At 59.4% G+C, this 18,116-nt stretch carries 15 protein-coding genes; 2 read left to right on the forward strand and 13 right to left on the reverse strand.

Features of this window, described 5'->3' with window-relative positions; genetic code table 11:
* Nucleotides 1–43: 43 nt before the first annotated feature.
* The 9 genes from nusB to clpB form a co-directional block, all read right to left on the reverse strand.
* Complete coding sequence (nusB, locus tag EKD03_RS09805) at nt 44–496, reverse strand: transcription antitermination factor NusB (protein WP_129630061.1); 453 nt, start codon at nt 494–496, stop codon at nt 44–46.
* Between the two features lie 75 nt (nt 497–571).
* The gene (gene accC, locus EKD03_RS09810) at nt 572–1,945 is read right to left on the reverse strand and encodes an acetyl-CoA carboxylase biotin carboxylase subunit (RefSeq protein WP_129630063.1); all 1,374 of its coding nucleotides are present in this window, start codon (nt 1,943–1,945) and stop codon (nt 572–574) included.
* 248 nt (nt 1,946–2,193) lie between these two features.
* Nucleotides 2,194–2,946 carry a 3-oxoacyl-[acyl-carrier-protein] reductase gene (fabG, locus tag EKD03_RS09815; RefSeq protein WP_129630065.1) on the reverse strand — a complete coding sequence of 251 codons (753 nt, stop codon included), beginning with the start codon at nt 2,944–2,946 and terminating at the stop codon, nt 2,194–2,196.
* 182 nt (nt 2,947–3,128) lie between these two features.
* Entirely contained in the window at nt 3,129–4,028 is a 900-nt protein-coding gene (locus tag EKD03_RS09820; protein ID WP_174842852.1) for a restriction endonuclease, read from the reverse strand.
* Between the two features lies 1 nt (nt 4,029).
* Entirely contained in the window at nt 4,030–4,488 is a 459-nt protein-coding gene (gene nrdR / locus EKD03_RS09825) for a transcriptional regulator NrdR (protein WP_129630067.1), read from the reverse strand.
* A 39-nt stretch (nt 4,489–4,527) separates the two neighbouring features.
* On the reverse strand, nt 4,528–6,045 hold the full coding sequence (locus EKD03_RS09830) for a Ppx/GppA phosphatase family protein (RefSeq protein ID WP_129630069.1): 1,518 nt from the start codon (nt 6,043–6,045) through the stop codon (nt 4,528–4,530).
* Nucleotides 6,046–6,050: 5 nt separating this feature from the next.
* Complete coding sequence (locus EKD03_RS09835) at nt 6,051–7,223, reverse strand: aspartate aminotransferase family protein (RefSeq protein WP_129630071.1); 1,173 nt, start codon at nt 7,221–7,223, stop codon at nt 6,051–6,053.
* Between the two features lie 321 nt (nt 7,224–7,544).
* Complete coding sequence (locus EKD03_RS09840) at nt 7,545–7,958, reverse strand: hypothetical protein (protein ID WP_129630073.1); 414 nt, start codon at nt 7,956–7,958, stop codon at nt 7,545–7,547.
* 344 nt (nt 7,959–8,302) lie between these two features.
* Nucleotides 8,303–10,882: an ATP-dependent chaperone ClpB gene (clpB, locus tag EKD03_RS09845; protein ID WP_129630075.1), complete on the reverse strand. Its 2,580-nt coding sequence runs from the start codon at nt 10,880–10,882 to the stop codon at nt 8,303–8,305.
* Nucleotides 10,883–11,063: 181 nt separating this feature from the next.
* On the opposite strand from clpB, the gene EKD03_RS09850 reads away from it, so the two are divergent.
* Nucleotides 11,064–11,675, forward strand: coding sequence for a GyrI-like domain-containing protein (locus tag EKD03_RS09850; protein WP_129630077.1), 612 nt, complete (start codon nt 11,064–11,066; stop codon nt 11,673–11,675).
* Nucleotides 11,676–11,826: 151 nt separating this feature from the next.
* Here EKD03_RS09850 and EKD03_RS09855 read toward each other — a convergent pair whose 3' ends face one another.
* Together EKD03_RS09855 and EKD03_RS09860 are read right to left on the reverse strand one after the other, a co-directional pair.
* Nucleotides 11,827–12,744, reverse strand: a complete 918-nt coding sequence (locus EKD03_RS09855; RefSeq protein ID WP_129630079.1) for an NAD(P)/FAD-dependent oxidoreductase — start codon at nt 12,742–12,744, stop codon at nt 11,827–11,829.
* 4 nt (nt 12,745–12,748) lie between these two features.
* Nucleotides 12,749–13,090 (reverse strand): thioredoxin family protein, encoded by a 342-nt coding sequence (locus EKD03_RS09860; protein ID WP_202976784.1) that lies wholly within the window; start codon nt 13,088–13,090, stop codon nt 12,749–12,751.
* A 191-nt stretch (nt 13,091–13,281) separates the two neighbouring features.
* On the opposite strand from EKD03_RS09860, the gene EKD03_RS09865 reads away from it, so the two are divergent.
* Nucleotides 13,282–13,698, forward strand: coding sequence for an OsmC family protein (locus tag EKD03_RS09865; RefSeq protein WP_129630082.1), 417 nt, complete (start codon nt 13,282–13,284; stop codon nt 13,696–13,698).
* Nucleotides 13,699–13,880: 182 nt separating this feature from the next.
* Here the strand turns inward: EKD03_RS09865 and EKD03_RS09870 are convergent, their stop codons facing one another.
* The gene (locus EKD03_RS09870; RefSeq protein WP_129630083.1) at nt 13,881–15,320 is read right to left on the reverse strand and encodes a KAP family P-loop NTPase fold protein; all 1,440 of its coding nucleotides are present in this window, start codon (nt 15,318–15,320) and stop codon (nt 13,881–13,883) included.
* Nucleotides 15,321–15,832: 512 nt separating this feature from the next.
* Nucleotides 15,833–18,004 (reverse strand): SUMF1/EgtB/PvdO family nonheme iron enzyme, encoded by a 2,172-nt coding sequence (locus EKD03_RS09875; RefSeq protein WP_129630085.1) that lies wholly within the window; start codon nt 18,002–18,004, stop codon nt 15,833–15,835.
* Nucleotides 18,005–18,116: the final 112 nt, after the last annotated feature.

The raw sequence follows: 18,116 nt of genomic DNA on the forward strand, positions 1-18,116 counted from the left end.
GCCGCTGACAGAGCAGAACCACACAACCGGCGCTTCAACCCGCTCACACATCCTCATCGTTGATGAGCAGATCCTCATGTCCGGGTCGGTAGCGACTGACTACCGTTCCCAGCACACCATTAATAAAGCGGCTTGAGTTGTCGCTGCCAAAGTGTTTGGCCAACTCAACCGCCTCGTTGATCACTGCCTTGACGGGGGTCTGTTCGGCCTCATCAATCAGCAGTTCAAAGATCGCAATCCGTAGAATCGCCTTATCTACACCGGGCATCTGCGTGACCGGCCAGTTCGGCGCGGCCTCTTCGATGATCCGGTCGAGGTAGGAGCGATGCTCCCACACACCAAAGACGATCCGGTTCAGAAAGCGTTCGCCCTCCGACGTCAGCTCCTCTTCAGCGAGGCGACGTTCATAGACCACGTCGATCGGGTGATCGGTCGCATCGACCTCGAAGAGAATCTGGAGCGCCGCGATCCGCACCCGGTGGCGTAGACTAGCCACGGCCAACCTCCCTAACTGGGGCTACGTGATGGTTTGTTAAACAGCGATCCACCATGGTGCCTAATGTACCTCTGGCTAAGCGACGCCTGCGGCACGCTCGTCCTTCCAGCGCTGGAGCAGTTCTGCAACATAGCCAGTCGAGATATTCCCGGCCCGGAAGGCCGGATCGTCGATCAGGTGTAGCTGAAACGGGATCGTCGTCTTTACCCCGGTGATGATGCACTCGTGCAATGCGCGGCGCATACGGTTCAGCGCATCGTCACGAGTATCGCCATAGGTGATAATCTTTGCCAACAGTGAGTCGTAACTTCCGGGTGGGTTGTAGCCCGCATAGAGGTGGGAGTCAACCCGTACCCCTGGCCCACCGGGCGGTAGGTAGAATTCGATCTCGCCCCCGGCGGGGAGAAAATCCCGCTCCGGGTCTTCGGCATTGATCCGGCATTCAACCGCATGCTGGGCTATTCTAATATCATTCTGTTGGAGCGTCAAGCGTTCGCCGGAGGCGATCCGCAATTGCCAGCGCAGCAGGTCTATGCCGGTGACCATTTCGGTGACGGGGTGTTCGACCTGAATGCGGGTATTCATCTCGATGAAGTAGTAGTTACCATCAGTGTCCATCAGGAATTCCAAGGTACCCGCGTTGAGGTAGCCGATGGACTGGATGCCGCGTAGGGCATCAGCGCCCATCTGGGCGCGCATCTCTGGAGTGACGATGGGCGAGGGGGCTTCTTCGAGGATCTTCTGGTGGCGCCGCTGGGCCGAACAATCACGTTCGCCAAGGTGGATGGCGTGGCCATAGGCATCGGCTAAGACCTGGATCTCGACGTGGCGCACCTTGGGCAGATACTTTTCGAGGATCAGGTCACCGCGCCCAAACGCGCCCTCGGCCTCGGCGCGAGCGGTCGAGAAGGCGCGAATCAGTTCGTTCTCGTCGTGGGCGACACGCATGCCGCGCCCACCACCGCCCGCACTCGGTTTGAGCAGCACCGGGTAGCCGATCTCGCGTGCCAGATCCACCGCCTCTTCAACCGATTGCAGTTCACCTTCTGAGCCGGGGATGATCGGCACCCCAGCGGCGCGCATCGTCTGGCGACCAATGGACTTATCGCCCATCAGGCGGATGATCTCGGCAGTCGGGCCAATGAAGGTCAGCTTACACTCGGCACAGATCTCGGCAAAGTAGGGATTCTCGGAGAGGAAGCCGTAGCCCGGATGAATCCCATCACAACCGGTGATCAGCGCGGCGCTGATCAGCGCCGGGGTGTTGAGGTAGGATTTGGCTGGTGCAGCGGGGCCAATACAGACCGCCTCATCGGCGAGGCGCACCGCCAACGAGTCGCGGTCGGCTTCGCTAAAGGCGGCGACAGTACGGATGCCCAACTCCTGGCAGGCGCGGACGATGCGGACGGCGATTTCGCCACGGTTGGCGATAAGAACCTTGTTTAGCATAAAAATCTCATGGTAGCACCGGCATCTTGCCGGTCACGATACCAGGGCATGGACAAAGTCCACCTTCGGTGGGGGTTGGGGGGCGGCTTCGCCGCCCCCGAAAATCTTTTTTGTTGTTTTTTGGCGGCGTAGCCGCCAAAAAACAACAAAAATTGGGGTTGGGGGCGCAGCCCCAAGAACTTTGCCCATGCCCTGGTCACGATATGCCGCAGACCGGTATCTTGCCAGTCTGCGGTGTATCGTGAATGCTACGACATCACCATCCCACCATCAATCCCGAAGGTTTGGCCGGTGATATAGGCGGCCACATCCGAAGCCAAAAAGCAGACCAGCGCCGCAACCTCATCGGGTTGGCCGAGTCGCCCAAGCGGAATGGTCTCCAGGATCGCGTTACGGGTCTTCTCGTCTAGCACCCCGGTCATCTCGGTTTCGATAAAACCAGGAGCAATCGCATTGACGGTGATGCTACGGGGGGCCATCTCGCGGGCGGTAGATTTGGTAAAGCCGATGATTCCGGCCTTGGCGGCGGCATAGTTGGCCTGGCCGGGGTTGCCGATCAGCCCGATCACCGAACTGATGTTGATGATACGCCCACCACGCTGCTTGCTCATGGGGCGGAAGACGGCACGGGTACAAAGAAAGACCCCGCGCAGATTGGTGTTGATCACCTGATCAAAGTCATCGTCCTTCATGCGCAAGAGCAGCGTATCGCGGGTGATACCGGCATTATTGACCAGAATATCGAGCCGCCCGTAGGTATCGAGGGTCATCTTGACCAGCCGCTCCACATCGGGGGTCTGGCTGACATCGGCCTGCACGGCGAGCGCAGTGCCACCTGCGGCGGTAATCGCGGCGACCGTCTCTTCAGCGGCGCTACTATTGCCCCGGTAGTTGATTACCGTGGTTGCCCCGGATGCCGCCAACGCCTGAGCAATCGAGCGCCCAATTCCACGCCCGCCACCCGTCACGAGGGCCACCCGGCCCGTCAGATCAATCTTCATAGAGCCTCACTACGCCTATACATGGCCCTCACCCCCAGCCCCTCTCCCGTGGCCTACGGCCACAGGAGAGGGGGGCACTATCTGAGGTATCTCGTGCTCTATTCCCCCCTCGCCTGTTCGCGCAGCGAACGGGAGAGGGGGGCTAGGGGGGTGAGGGCCATTTCCCCATCGTGAACAGTTACCTACGCCTCGGCCATTGCAAACAGAGTCGGCCCATCAATGGTGATCAGGTTCCGCTTATTGGCCGCCGCCTTGATCGTTTCGGGAGCGAACTCGGTCGAGGTGATCACCAAGCCCTTGAGAATATCGCGGCGGCGCATATCCTGAATCAGGCTCTCCACCGTCCCCACGCGCACCTTATCAGCCACCGAGAGGCGCATCAAATAGCGCTCGTTGTTATACTCCATCTCAATATCGAGGTGCTTATCTTTATCCACAAAACGGTAATCGTGGAAGGTGAAGCCCTTCTTCTTATAGAGATTGGAGACATACATCCCGAACTGGGGCAGCGAAAGCCCACGCAGATCCTCTAGAGTACGAATAACCCCAGGGCGTTCGAGGCGTCCGCCGCGCTCATCAAGCTCCCGGCGTAGTTCGAGGTTACGCTGCTGGGTACGCCCAGCCATCACCGCACCAAAGGCGGGGAAGGGCACCAGGGCGAAGAGCGAGTAGAAGAAGTAGACAGCGACGAGATCATCTGCACCTGCAATCGGGGCCAGTTCACCACTCTCGGAGGTAATCTGGGGGAGTGGCACACCCATCCCGGCCCCGATCATGGAGCCATAGATAACCACGATGATCAGCCCGAAGAGGAACCCGGCAACCCCCAGCATGATCCCATTGGACAAGTAGTGCCCCTTGACGCGGTTGCCCAAGTAAAGCCCGCCCATGACCGGGATAATCCCGGCGAGGATCTGCATCATGGGTGAGGTCATAAAGAGACTACACCACGCGAAGGCCATCACGAGGGCGACGAGGAGTACCTGCTTCCACTCAACATTGGCCATGCCCTCCATGATGCGCTGGATAACCGAAGGGCGTGGCGCACCAGAGGAGGAACCGGGGCTAGTATCAACACTCATTCTACTCTCCACTATCCAACAACTCATCCACCGCCTCACGCAATTTGCCAATATCGGTAAAGGCGCGATAGACCGAGGCGAAGCGGATGTAGGCAACCTCGTCAAGTTCACGAAGTTCGTGCATCACCTTGTCGCCGATCTCCTGGGAACTGATCTCTTGGGCATCGGTGGCCATCATGGCCGCCTCGACATTATTGACCAGTTGCTCCATCTGCTGAACCGCAATCGGGCGGCGGTAGCAGGCCGTCCGCACTCCACGCATGATTTTCTCGCGATCATACGGTTCGCGCTTGCCATCCTTCTTGACCACCGTCAGACTGACCGACTCAACCCGCTCATAGGTGGTGAAGCGCCGCCCACAGTGGCGACACTTGCGGCGGCGGCGGATGATCTCGCCATCGCCCAGTTTGCGCGAGTCGGAGACGTCGGTATCCTGATACTGGCAGTAGGGGCAGCGCATAGGCGTGTGTGAAGCCCTGGGTGAACGCGACTCGGCGCATTATAACATAGGGGCGGCGACGATCTCGATATTGCGCCCAAAGGCTTTCTTCATCAACCCAGCGCGGCGATTGGCGTCCCAGATCTCCACGGTGGGGTCGCCATCGGCATACACCACAATCTGAAGTGGGTCAGCTTGTGGATTGACCACCACCTGGCGTACCACTTGGCTCTTACTGCGCTCCAGGTACTCGGCCAGCCGCAGCAGCGCACTGAGGCGGGCGACACGTAGTTCATCATCGGGGGCGAGGATCTGGATATATTCATCCAGATTGGCTTGACCCTTGCGGTGGTTGCGCACGAGGCTGGCGAGGATGACGATCTCGCGATGGGAGAAACCGAGCAGGGTGGCATTGAAGACTAGGTAGGCCGAGTGCTTGTGGTGATCATAGTAGCCCACCTGCACCCCAATATCGTGGATCTTGGCCGCATAGCCGAGCAACTCGCGCTCCCATGCTCCGTAGAGGTGCAGTGGCGCGAGTTGGTCGAAGAGCGAGAGGCTAATTTCAGCCACCTTGGCACAATGTTCCGGCTCGTAGTCGTGGAGGCAGGCGAGGCTATGGATGCTGAAGGCGCGCTGGTTCTCCAGGTAGGGCGGATCATGGGCGGCCAGGAAGTGTTGGTAGAAGATACCCTCGCGCACGCCCTGGCCACTGACGAGGATCTCGTGGAAGCCACCCTGCTCCATGAGTTGATCAATGATCACCGCGCCCGCCAGGGTGACATCGGCGCGATCCGCTTTGAGGCCGGGAATCGCCTCGCGTTCACGCCGGTTGCGCAGCGCCATCTGCTCGATCAGCCCCGCGATGGCGCTGCGGGTGAGCACATAGCCATGGATGCGATCCAGTGGGTAGTTGCGCTGCTTCTGCTCCATGCGGGCGAGGGTACGCACCGTGCCGCCCATCCCGGCGAGTTGCAGGCCATTGCCACCGCGCACCCAATCCAGCCCGGCGAACACCTGTTGGGCACCCTCACGCAGACGGCGCAGATCATTCTTGTTGATCGGGTCGGACTTAACATAGCGTTCGGTGAAGCGCAACACCCCAGCTTGAGCCGAAAAGCTCCGCAACATGCGCCGGTCGCGCACGGCACAGACCTGAGTCGAGCCACCGCCGGTATCAAAGACAAAGCCATCGTACATGGCGAGGGCATTGATGGTACCCAGATAGCCCAAACGCGCTTCCTCTTCGGCACTAATGATCTGAAGATCGAGCGTACTGACGCGACGCAGGGCGCTCCAGAACTCCTCCTGGTTCTTGGCCTCGCGGATGGCGCTAGTCCCCACCGCAATAATCTGTTCCACCCCGGTATTCTTACAGAAGCGCTCGAACATCGAGAGTGCCTCGACCGCCCGGCGGATTGGCTCGGCGCGCAAGGTGTGCGAATCACCCACACCTTCGGCCAAGCGCACCACCTCACTCACCTCGTCCTTGAGTTGGAAACAGCGCCCATACTCATAGGCCATCACGATCAGCCGGGTCGTGTTGGAACCTAGATCAATAATACCGATCTTGTGCATAGAATTCAGCTTCCCAATACCTCACCAATCGTCGCCACCACCGTCTCAAGATCAGCAGCCGAGATGACCAGTGGGGGGAGCAAGCGCAGCACGGTGGGGCCAGCCGGGAGGGCCAGCACGCCGCGTTCCATCAGGGCGGTGAGCGTGGGTTGGACGCGGGTCTTGAGTTCGAGACCAACCAGCAGCCCCTGGCCGCGCACTTCACGCACGGCGGGCAGTTTGAGGTTGCGCAGTTGTTCGATCAGCCAGGCACCCTTGGTGGCGGCCTGTTCGGCGATGGCGTCTTCCTGGTAGACCCGTAGGGCGGCGCGGGCGGCGGCGCAGAGCAGGGGATTACCACCAAAGGTACTGCCGTGGGTGCCTCCCGGCAAAGCACCGTGGCGGGCGTGGATGGCCACCGCGCCCATCGGCAAGCCGCCGGCGATACTCTTGGCCAGGATCAGGATGTCGGGGATGACCCCGCTATGCTCACAGGCGAACATGCGCCCGGTGCGCCCGAAGCCGGTCTGGATTTCATCGAGCAGCAGCAGTGTACCGCGCTCATCGCAGATGCGACGCGCCTCTGCGAGGTAGCCCGCCGGTGCTGGGCGTACTCCACCTTCACCCTGGACAGGTTCCAGCAGCACAGCGGCGGTGGTTTCATTCACTACCTCAGCCAGATCCTCGGCATCGCCATAGGCAACGTGGCTAAATTCGGGCACCAGGGGCAGGAACGGCTCGCGGTACTTGGGTTCCCACGTAGCGCTGAGGGCACCCATCGTGCGCCCATGGAAGGCGCGTTTCGTGGCGATGATGCCTGTGCGCCCGCTCCCACTCAGCATGCGCGCAAACTTCAGCCCAGCCTCAACCGCCTCGGCACCGCTATTGCAGAGGAAGATACGCGCCGGGAAGGGCAACGCAGCAGCCAGTTCTTGCAGGTAGGCCGCCCGCTCATCATTATGGAAGATCTCTGGGCAACTCATTAGACGTGCGGCTTGAGCTTGCACTGCGGCGACAATCGCCGGATGGCTGTGGCCCAAGTTGGCCGAACCCTGGCCGCCCACACAATCAATATACATCCGCCCATCGGCATCATAGAGCCGCGCACCCTCGCCGCGCACAATCGCAACTGGGCGCTTGGGGTAGAGGCCAGAGGTGAACTGCTGCTCGGTAGCGATGATGGTTTCGTTTGAGATCATAGTGATTGCACACCTGCTAGAAGGAGCCTTATAGGTGGCAGTATACCATGCTGGCGCTCCCGAACCCCCGCCCTAGGGCATGTGCAACATCATTGGGGCTGAGGCCCCAAACCCCAATTTGTTGTTGTTGTTTGGCGGCGCAGCCGCCAAACAACAACAACAAAGATTCTAAAAAACCAGAGGGGGCGCGTAGAGTGCCCTACGCGCCCCCTCTGGTATGGAGGGATGAAGATGCTCGCCACCGCATGCCCGTTTCCCGCTTCGGACGCTCGATGACACTGCTAGGATAGAGGATCAGGATAAATAGGGCGTGAGAAGAATCTAAGCCGGAGATGAGAGACTGGCCATGTCGGGTGGCACAAGAATGCTGCGCAGGAGGGTACAGGCTTCTTCGGCTGAGGTGCGCCGAGCTAACAGATGGGTGATATGTGGTGAGGTGGAGAGGTGTGTATGCTCATCGTGAATGAGTAATATTGGTATTTCGGGGGCGTGGTCACGCACCAGCCGCGCCAGTTCGGCACCACTGCCATCACTATGCCGCATGAATTTGGCTTCAGTGATCAAGAGTTGGATATTACGTTGGGTGACATAGTGCAACGCCTGTTTAGCGGAGAAGGTGAGCAGAAGATCGTAATCCCAACCCACAATCGAGCGCAGATGTTGTTGCAGGTCAAACATCCAGGTTGGATCCGCACCGGCAAGCACAATGGTTGGGTATTGCGGTATCTTGCTCATCGAGGATGCCCCATCACTTGGTTGGTATGCGGATGTTAAGCATACGCCGATTGTTGGGGAGAGTCAAGATCGTGTTTGGCTGCTACCAGGGCATGTGCAAAGTCCTTGGGGCTGTGCCCCAAGCCCCATTTTTTGTGGTGTTTTGGCGGCGAAGCCGCCAAAACACCACAAAAAATTTCTGCGGGGGCGGCTACGCCGCCAAACTCGATCTTCGAGCGCGTTGCGACGCGCCCCCATACCCTTCAAGCTCACGAGATTTCTGCTTGGGGCTACGCCCCAAACCCATGGTTGTGCTGGGGCCGTAGTCCCCAGCACAACCGCTACGGGCGCATCACGATGCACCCCTACTTACTAAACCGATACCCCTCGCTCCCCACCTCCACCACAATCGTATCACCGGCCACGAACTCACCCTGGAGGATGCGCAGCGCCAAGGGGTTCTGGAGGCGCTGTTGGATGACCCGCTTGAGCGGGCGCGCCCCATAGACCGGGTCGTAGCCCTCTTCGGCTAGGCGGGCACGTGCCGCCGGGGTGAGTTCGAGGCGTAGTTTGCGCTCCGCCAGCAGTTTGTCGAGGTGCGCCAACTGAATCGTCACGATCTGGCCGATCTGCTCACGCGAGAGCGGGCGGAACATGATCGTCTCGTCAATCCGGTTGAGGAACTCCGGGCGCAACGAGTCGCGTAGCTCGCCCAGTACCGCCCGGCGGATCTCCTCTTCACTATCGCCATCCTGAGTCATCTCTTGGATCAGGCCACTGGCGATGTTACTGGTCATGATCACGACCACGTTCTTGAAGTTGACCACCCGGCCCTGGCCGTCAGTGAGTCGCCCATCGTCGAGAACTTGCAGCAGCACATTGAAGACATCGCTGTGGGCCTTCTCGATCTCATCGAAGAGCACCACACTGTAGGGCTTCCGCCGCACCGCCTCGGTCAGTTGGCCGCCCTCGTCATAGCCGATATAGCCGGGCGGTGCGCCGATCAGACGGGCGACGGTATGCTTCTCCATATACTCGGACATATCAATCCGCACCATGGCCTGCTCATCATCAAAGAGGAACTCGGCCAGTGCGCGGGCCAGCTCGGTCTTGCCGACCCCGGTTGGCCCCAGGAAGAGGAACGAGCCGAGCGGGCGGCGCGGGTCTTGCAGCCCGGCGCGTGAACGGCGCACCGCATTCGAGACCGCCGCCACCGCCTCGTCCTGCCCGATCACGCGCAGGTGCAGACGCTCCTCCATCTTCACCAGCTTCTCGACCTCGCCTTCGAGCAACTTACTCACCGGGATACCCGTCCACTTGGCGATGATCTCGGCGATGTCCTGGGCATTCACCTCTTGGCGCAGGAGGGTGTTGTTCCCCGCCGTGGCCTCCACAACGGCCAATTCGCGTTCGAGGCGCGCCAGATCATCATACTGAAGGCGGGCAGCGCGGTTGTAGTCATATTCACGCTGGGCCTGCTCAATGGCGAAGCGGGTGGTATTGATCTGCTCCTTGAGTTGCTTGATCTGCTCCAGCAGGGCGCTCTCACTCTGGCGCTGGGCCTCCAACGCACTACGCTGCTCATGCAGATTGGCGAGTTCCTGTTCCAGTTTCTCCAAGCGCTCCTTACTGGCCGCGTCCTTCTCGCGCTTCAGCATCTCGCGCTCAGTCTCACGCTGCGCAACCAGCCGGTTGAGGTCATCAATCACCTGGGGCGAACTGGTATTCTCCATACGGCGGCGCGCCGCCGATTCATCAATCAGATCAATCGCCTTATCGGGCAAAAAGCGGTCGGAGATATAGCGATCCGAGAGCGTCGCAGCAGCCACAATTGCACTATCGGTAATCGCGACGGCGTGGTGGGCCTCGTAGCGCTCCTTCAGACCGCGCAGGATCGAGATCGTATCCTCGACACTTGGCGGGTCAACCATGATCGGCTGGAAGCGGCGCTCCAGGGCGGCATCCTTCTCGATATGCTTGCGATACTCATCAAGCGTGGTCGCGCCGACCATATGCAACTCACCACGCGCCAGCATCGGCTTGAGCATATTCCCGGCATCCATCGCGCCCTCGGCTGCACCCGCGCCGACCATCGTATGCAGTTCATCAATAAAGAGAATCACATCATCGCGATCCTGAATTTCCTTCAGCACCGCCTTGAGGCGCTCCTCAAACTCACCGCGATACTTCGCCCCGGCGATCAGCGCACCCAGATCCAGCGCCACCACCCGGTTATGCTTGAGCGACTCGGGCACATCGCCGGAGACCACGCGCTGCGCAAGGCCCTCGACAATCGCCGTCTTACCGACACCCGGATCACCAATGAGCACCGGATTATTCTTGGTACGCCGCGAGAGGATCTGGATGACGCGGCGAATCTCCTCATCGCGCCCGATCACCGGATCGAGCTTCCCACGCTGAGCCAGTTGGGTCAGATCGCGGCCATACTGTTCGAGTGCCGCGTAAGTCCCCTCCGGGTTCGGGCTAGTGACACGCTGCGAGCCACGCACCGCCCGCAGGGCATCGAGCAGGGCAGAGCGGGTCAGCCCGGCCTGCTTCAGCACACGCTCCGCCGCGCCCCCGGCGTGGTCGAGGATACCCAACAGCAGGTGCTCAGTGGAGACATACTCATCACCAAACTGGCCCAACTCATCGTGGGCGCGCAGAATGACCTGGCGAGTACGCGCCCCAATCTGGAGCTGCATATTACTCCCAGTGATACGCGGGAACTTAGCAAGTTCCGCATTCACCTGCTGCTTGATCGCCCCAACCGCAATATTCATCTTCGCCAACACCTGCGGCACCACCCCATCACCCTGATCGAGCAGGGCGTAGAGCAAGTGCTCCGGCTGGACTTCGCTATTCCCGGCGCGTTCGGCGGCATTCTGAGCCGCCTCAATCGCTTCGTATGATTTTTGGGTAAACCGGTTGGTATTCATCGCCATAGCTGGCCTCCTTTGGGAGTATGCTGTAGCCTATGGTAGCACAGATGGATCTTGGAGGTACTAGAGCGATGTTAGAGGTGTGCATGAATATGGCTAACCACAAGATCTTGTATAGTTTCTGAATACACCTATACTAATCAAACAAGCATTCGCAAGCGACGTGGCATCGAGGAGCGGCCATATGCAAAAGATTGATATCAAACAGGAACTCAAGCACCTCTATCAGCCCTCTGCAAAAGAGGTGGTGCAGGTTGTTGTTCCACAGATGAACTATTTGATGATTGATGGTACCGGCGATCCCAACACCTCAGCCGCGTACCAGGCCGCTGTTGAAGTGCTCTTTGCCGTAGCCTATTCGATCAAATTTACCGCCAAGAAGGGGCCATTGGCGATTGACTATGGGGTGATGCCACTAGAGGGACTCTGGTGGGTCGAGGATATGTCGCACTTCTCGATGGATGACCGATCCGATTGGAAGTGGACGATGATGATCATGCAACCCGACTTCATAACCCATGACATCGTCAACAACGCGCTTGCCGAGGTCAGCCGAAAAAAGGGGTTGCCTCAGATCGAGGAGGTTCGTTTTACGTCACACACGGAAGGGATGGCCGCGCAGATTATGCATATTGGCCCCTTTGCATCCGAAGGCCCAACGATTGAGCGACTCCACACCTTCATTGCCGATGCTGGGTATCAACGTACCGGAAAACACCATGAAATTTACCTCAGCGACATCCGGCGGGTCGAACCAGCGAAATGGAAGACAGTCATTCGGCAACCGATGCAGTAGTACCTTAGAGAAGCCTGTTTTTGATGCTCCACGAGTTGACCAGCCTAACTCAGTGTGATCGCCGAAAACATGACGAGATTCATGTCATCTGCCCCATCCCTGTAGTTTTGCCGCATGTTACGCTGTGCGCAGCGTAACATGCGGTTTCGTATTATACGCTGCGAATGACTTCCAACGCGGCAATTGTGCCGTCACCCACCGAGGTGGTGATCTGCCGATAACGCTTGTCGCGCACGTCACCGGCTGCGTAGACGCCGGGGAGGTTGGTGGCCATGCTTTCGTTGGTGGTGATATAGCCGTAGGCGTTCATCTGCAAGCCCGTGTTGCGCAAGATGGCGACATTGGGCAGCATGCCCGCGAAGATGAAGACACCATCCCGTTCGAGGGTGACGATCTCTTGCGTCTTCAGATTCTCGGCCTTGATCACCATGCGCTCGCCCTGCTTCTCAAAGCCGCGTGGCTCATGCGACCACAAGAAGCTCACTTTGGGGTGCTGCATCACCTTGTCGGCGGTGATCTTCTCGGCTTGTAGCGTGTCGAACTGGTGAATGACGGTGATCGAGTTGACATGTTGGAGCAGCATGAGCGACTCTTCCATGGCGCTGTTGCCACCACCAACCACGACAATGTCTTTGCCGGTGTAGAACTCTCCGTCGCAGGTGGCGCAGTATGAGATGCCCGATCCTTTGAGTTCTTGCTCGCCCGGCACGTTCAACAGGCGCGGCGACGAGCCAGTAGCGATGATCACCGCCTTGCTGGTGTAGGTCTCACCATCCACCTTGAGCCACTTTGCATCCCCAGTCAGATCCATTTCGGTGATGTCGGCGGCTAATTCAAACCTCGTGCCATACCTTTCGGCCTGTTTCTTCATGTTCGCCGCAAGTTGGTGCCCTAGTACCGGCTCGATAAAGCCTGGGTAGTTGGCGACTTGGTGCGTGGTCTTGACTTGCCCGCCCGCCGATGATTGATCAATGACGAGGGTTGAGACCCCAGCGCGGGCGGTGTAGATGGCGGCGGCGAGGCCCGCAGGCCCCGCACCGATGATGATGACGTCAAAATGGTGGCTCATAGGATTATGCGAGCACTTCGCTGATGATCTCTTTGATCTGCTTGGCGTTCTGGATACTCGTGGTGGCTTTGACCACTTGCCCGTTACGGTAGTAGACGGTGAAGGGTAGCCCACGGAAGGTGCGGCACTCCGGCAGGTTGCGGATGACTTCAGCGTCAGGTGAATCAAACTCCATATCCATGAATTTGATATCGGGGTGTTTCTCGCGCAAGACTTCAAAGATTTCGTAGACGGGAATGCACATCGGCCCCATCCGCCCACAGCAGACCGCGACTTTTTCGTTGCTTTCGATCACCTGCTGCAACTGTTCCTTGCTGGTAATATGTTCGAGATTGGTCTGAAGCACGATCATCTTCTCCTTGCTGGTGTAGAACGACGCTATTGTATTGATGCAGCAAGGGGCACGCGGGTTTCATGGGGCTATGCGAAGACGGGAGTTCGGGGGCTGCTAATCCCCCAACAACGCGCTATAATTGATCATACGATTGTCCCCCGGTGAACTATGGGTTCACCTCATTTTCGACAGGAGGCTTGATAATGGGAAGCATTACTACTCGTCTGGTGGATGATATGCTCTTCGAGAGCCAGATGGGTCAGCATAGCATCCGGATTGATGTGCCAGCCGCGATGGGCGGTAGTGACCGTGGCCCTACTCCGCCTGAGGTCTTTGTCGCTTCGCTCGGTTCGTGTATCGCTGCTTTTGTGGCTCAGTATTGTAACCGGGTCGGCATTGATGCCAGTGGCTTAGAGGTTGTTATCACCTTCGATAAGGCCGATAATCCGACCCGCCTGATCAATCTGCGCTCGGTGGTTAATCTGCCGCACGGTGAGTTTGGTGCCCGTGAAGAGGCGCTGCATCGCGTCGCCGAGCATTGCCCCGTCCACGAGACGATTGCTACGCTCGGCGATGTTATGTTTGAGTTCCACGATGCTACGACGCTGAATCCGGCGTAGCAAAAAACCGGGGCGCATCCCGATGCGCCCCTACGGTTCTTTCTCTGCGTTCCTCTACGGTTGATGTGGTTTACCGCAGAGGACGCAGAGGGACGCAGAGGTTTTGAGATACCTACGGTTCTTCCTCTGCGTTCCTCTGCGATCAACAAACGGGGCTTCATCACCACGAAGCCCCATTCAGATCAAGCACTCGCTTTGCTCTGATAGACCAGTGCTTTTAGCTCGGCATCGGTGAGTTCTTTATACCATGGTGACTGGCTCAGCATGGCGTGCAAGCGTTGATCCTGCTTACCCATCTCGGTGCGCTGCTCATCAGTGATCGGGATTGAGAGCGGGATACCACGGGGTATCGCCTCATAGACCCGCAGGAGTGTCGGGTCGCGGGCGATCTTCGCGTAGAGGTCGGGAAAGCTGCTCTGGATCACGGTCAGCTTGGCGATCAGGCCCGCATGAGTCTGCTTGCCCTGGGCACGATCAAGGGTGAGGTGCAGGCGGAAGATATTGAAACTACGCTTCACCTTGCGCGGGTTGCGCAAGAGGCCGGTGGTCATCAGATCGGCAACCTGGGTACGCTCCTCGTCGCTCATACCCGCCACAGCAGGCAAGCGCCGCTGGAGAAAGCGCGTGATCGTGCTTGGAGCCAGTGGGGGTATGCGGAACGGTACCTGAATGATCTTCTCCAGATAATCGCGCTCGGCCACCGGGAACGGCTCAGACCCAGCCGCGCCGTGGAGCGCAAACTCCTTGTAGCGCACCCGGATGCCGCGCTCGATAATCTCACGGTCAATCCCCAGCACAAAGACACAGCCCGGAATATCGAGGAAGACCTTGAGCGCCTCAAGCACACCAATCGCCTGCTCCGGCAAACAGCGATCCAGATCATCAATAAAGACCACCAAACGCCGGTCGAGGTCGCTCACCAACTCCTTGACCAGGTGCGTCAGCCCGGTGTGGAACTGCTCAAGGCTCTGCACCTGTTCGCGGTAGATGCGGGTGCGCTCACGCTGAAAAAGGTCGCGCAGCGTATCGGCGTATGGCTCCTCACCCAACTTCTCAGCCGCCTTCTCTACCGCCGCACTCATCTGGCCCAGGATGGGGATATAGCTAAAACCAGCCCGCACCACCGCACCCGCCACCAACCGCCCCGCCGCATCCCACTGAAACTGGATCTCCCCTGGCTCTTCGCGGTCAATACTGCGGTAGAGGCTATTCGCAAGATCGTCGAGGCGCCTCGTAAGTGATTCGGGGTCATACGGCGGCTGGCTCGGATCGATGCGTTGGTGGTGATCCGCAATCGCTTGCAGCCACACATCATCGGGCAGCAAGACACGTTCGCGCAGCGCCTCCACCACACGCAACAACAGCGCCCGCCAGAGCGTCTCCTGCTGAGCATAGCGCCACGCATCAAACCACACCGGCATACAGCGGTGCGGATCGAGGCGATCCAGGATCATCCGCATCAGGCTCGTCTTACCGCTGCCCCACTCGCCATACACCCCCACAGTAAGCGGCGTATCATCGCGCTGCGCCTCCTGCACAATCGTCGTCAGCGCCACGACCGCTGGGGTAAAATCGAGTTCATCTTCGGTAGCGGGGAGATCGCAATAGCCGATCTGATGCATGGGGGTGCTCCTTGGAATCTACAGCCTTCAGGAAACAGCACCGGGGTCATTGTTCATACTGCTTTTAGTATACTGATTTTGACGCAGAGACAAGACTCGTAGTCACTTAGCCAGGGCATGTGCAAAGTCCGGTTCTGACAGTATGTTGGGGAACTCATACGGTACGCGCACCCTTCGATACGCCGCTGCGCGGCTACTCAGGATGCGATAGCGGGTATTTCCGCGCAGCACGCATCCTGAGTAGCGCCGCAGCGCAGCGTAGGCGCGTATCGAAGGGTGTGTGCTGCCCGACTTTGCACATGCCCTGGTCACTTAACAGTTCGCCGCCGAACGGCCCTCACCCCCAGCCCCTCTCCCGTGGGCTTCGGTATGGCCCTCACCCCCAGCCCCTCTCCCGTGGGCTTCGCCCACAGGAGAGGGGGGCACATGGATGGGGTATCCCGGAATGTATTCCCCCCTCGCCTGTTCGCGCAGCGAACGGGAGAGGGGGGCTAGGGGGGTGAGGGCCATGACTACCCACCGGCCAACGGAGAATAACTGACGACCCGCAAGCCGTAGTCGAAGTAGCGGTAGCACGGGTGATTGTAGTTGCGGTACGCCCCACGCACACAATTTTGAGATCTATGCCACGATCCACCACGCAGCACGCGCCCACCGTCTTGTTCCAACGCACGCTGTCCCCACTCATCTTTAATGGCATACGGATACCGTTTACCCCAGCGTGTCGCACACCACTCCCAGACATTGCCCGCCATATCCAGCGCAGCATAATAGCTCGCGCCCTTGTCGTATCCACCAACGGGCGTGGCCTTACCAATCTTGGCCTCTTCACTATTACAGTACCCGGGTTGCCATGTGTTGCCCCATGGCCAGATCCGCCCCTCTGGCCCTCGCGCCGCCTTCTCCCACTCGGCCTCGCTCGGCAACCGAAATGGATGGCTCGTCTGGGCGCTCAGCCAGCGGCAGTAGGCCACCGCCTCAAACCAACTCACCCCCACCACTGGCTTGTCACCTGCATTCCATCGCCAATCATCCCAGTATGCCGGTGCCACAATCCGCTCCTCTTCGCGCCAATCCCAACCCGCCGCAGTCCAGTAGACCCGGTTGCTGTAGCCATCACCCGTGACAAAGGGCCGGAACTGGGCATTGGTCACCGGGGTCTTGCCGATCCAGTAGATAGGTAGGTTCAAGCGGTGTTGGGGTTTTTCATTCACATCAGCCATGGGGTCTACATCGCTGCTGCCCATCAGGAAGGGGCCAGCGGGTACTCGAACGAGAACAGGTACCCAGGGCTGCACGGCGGGTGGTCGCGCCACCTTTGGGTTTTCCACCGACAAGGCTGAAGGCCGCTCCACCTCTGGGGTTGCAACCGGCACGGCTGGCAGTCGCTCCATCTTTGGACTTTCCACCGACACGGCTGGCAGTCGCTCCACCTTTGGGGTTGCAACCGGCACGGCGGGTAGCATCTCCACCGCTGGGGTTGCCACCGGCACGGCGGGTGGTTGCGCCACCTCTGGGGTTGCCACCGGTACGGCGGGTGGCATCTCCACCTCTGGGTTTTCCACCGGCACGGCGGGTGGTTGCGCCACCTCTGAGGTGGCCACCGGCACGGCAGGTGGTCGCTCCACCGCTGGGGTTGCCACCTGCACGGCGGGCGGCATCTCCACCCCCAGCCGCTCGCGAAAGGCCGTCGCCAGCAGGGGGTTGCGCACCGCCCAGTAGTCACCGTCGCACTTGGCTAGGCCGATCAGTTCCAGGCGCACCAGATCATCATGGGAGCGACTGAAGCGTGGCTGCTCACGCAGCAGGCGTCGGGCGGCATCTTCAAGCTGGTACGCGCGCATGTCACTGTGGATGTCACGCAGCAGTGGCGGCGCAGCTATGATGATCTCGGCTTCTGCCCGTGCAACATCGGCAGCAGTCAGGGGTTGGCCACGGCTGGCATAGCCGACCAGCAACTCACCCATACGTTGGGTCAGGTAGGGGTGGCCAGCAACCCGCGCAAAGACCGCCTCGCCCACGTCGGTGCTGAGTGGTGGAGCCACACCCGCCACTTGGAGACCATCGGCAAGCAGTTGCACCGCCTCGGTGTGGGGCAGGTCGGGCAGGTAGATCTCGTCGCAGACACTGTGCAGCGTGGAGACCCCACTCACCGCCATGGTGTAGAGTTCAACTCCACCACTAAAAATGACCAGCAATTTCTGGAGTTGGGGCGCAAGCAAGCGCTCGTGGAAGAAGGAGCGCAGCGCGTAACTCAGCGCCTCACGCGAGGCGGGCGACAATGCGCCGAGTTCGTCGAGCAACAACACCAGCCGATGATCATCGGGCGTCTGTGCCAGCGCCTCGCGCAGCCGCGCCTTGAGGCGCGGGGCACTCGTGATCGCGGCAACATCAGCACCAAGCGGCAGCACCTCATGAATATGCTCGGCCAGCATCACAAAGGCGCGCTCCGGTGGGACACGATCAAATGCCTGAAAATCAATCTGGCAGAGGCGCACCGAGTCTGGCAACTGCGTGCGCAGTTGGTATAACAGGCTGGTCTTACCGTTCTGGCGCCCGCCATAGATCACGCCATACTTCGTCACCTCGTCTTGACACAGGCGTACCAGACGCGCAAGCTCGTCGGTTCGCCCGCGAAAGGCGGGGCTTCCTGGCCCAAGAACCGTTGTTGAGAAGAAGGCCATAGGTGCTGCTACTCAATAATGAATGTGGATTTGAAGGGAACAGCCCCTATTATACTGAGTTTTTGTGGATGTTGCCGGATGGGGCGCACGCTATCAACCGCAGAGGACATAG

It is taken from the genome of Candidatus Oscillochloris fontis, assembly GCF_004138135.1.
GTDB classification, from domain to species: Bacteria; Chloroflexota; Chloroflexia; order Chloroflexales; family Chloroflexaceae; genus Oscillochloris; species Oscillochloris fontis.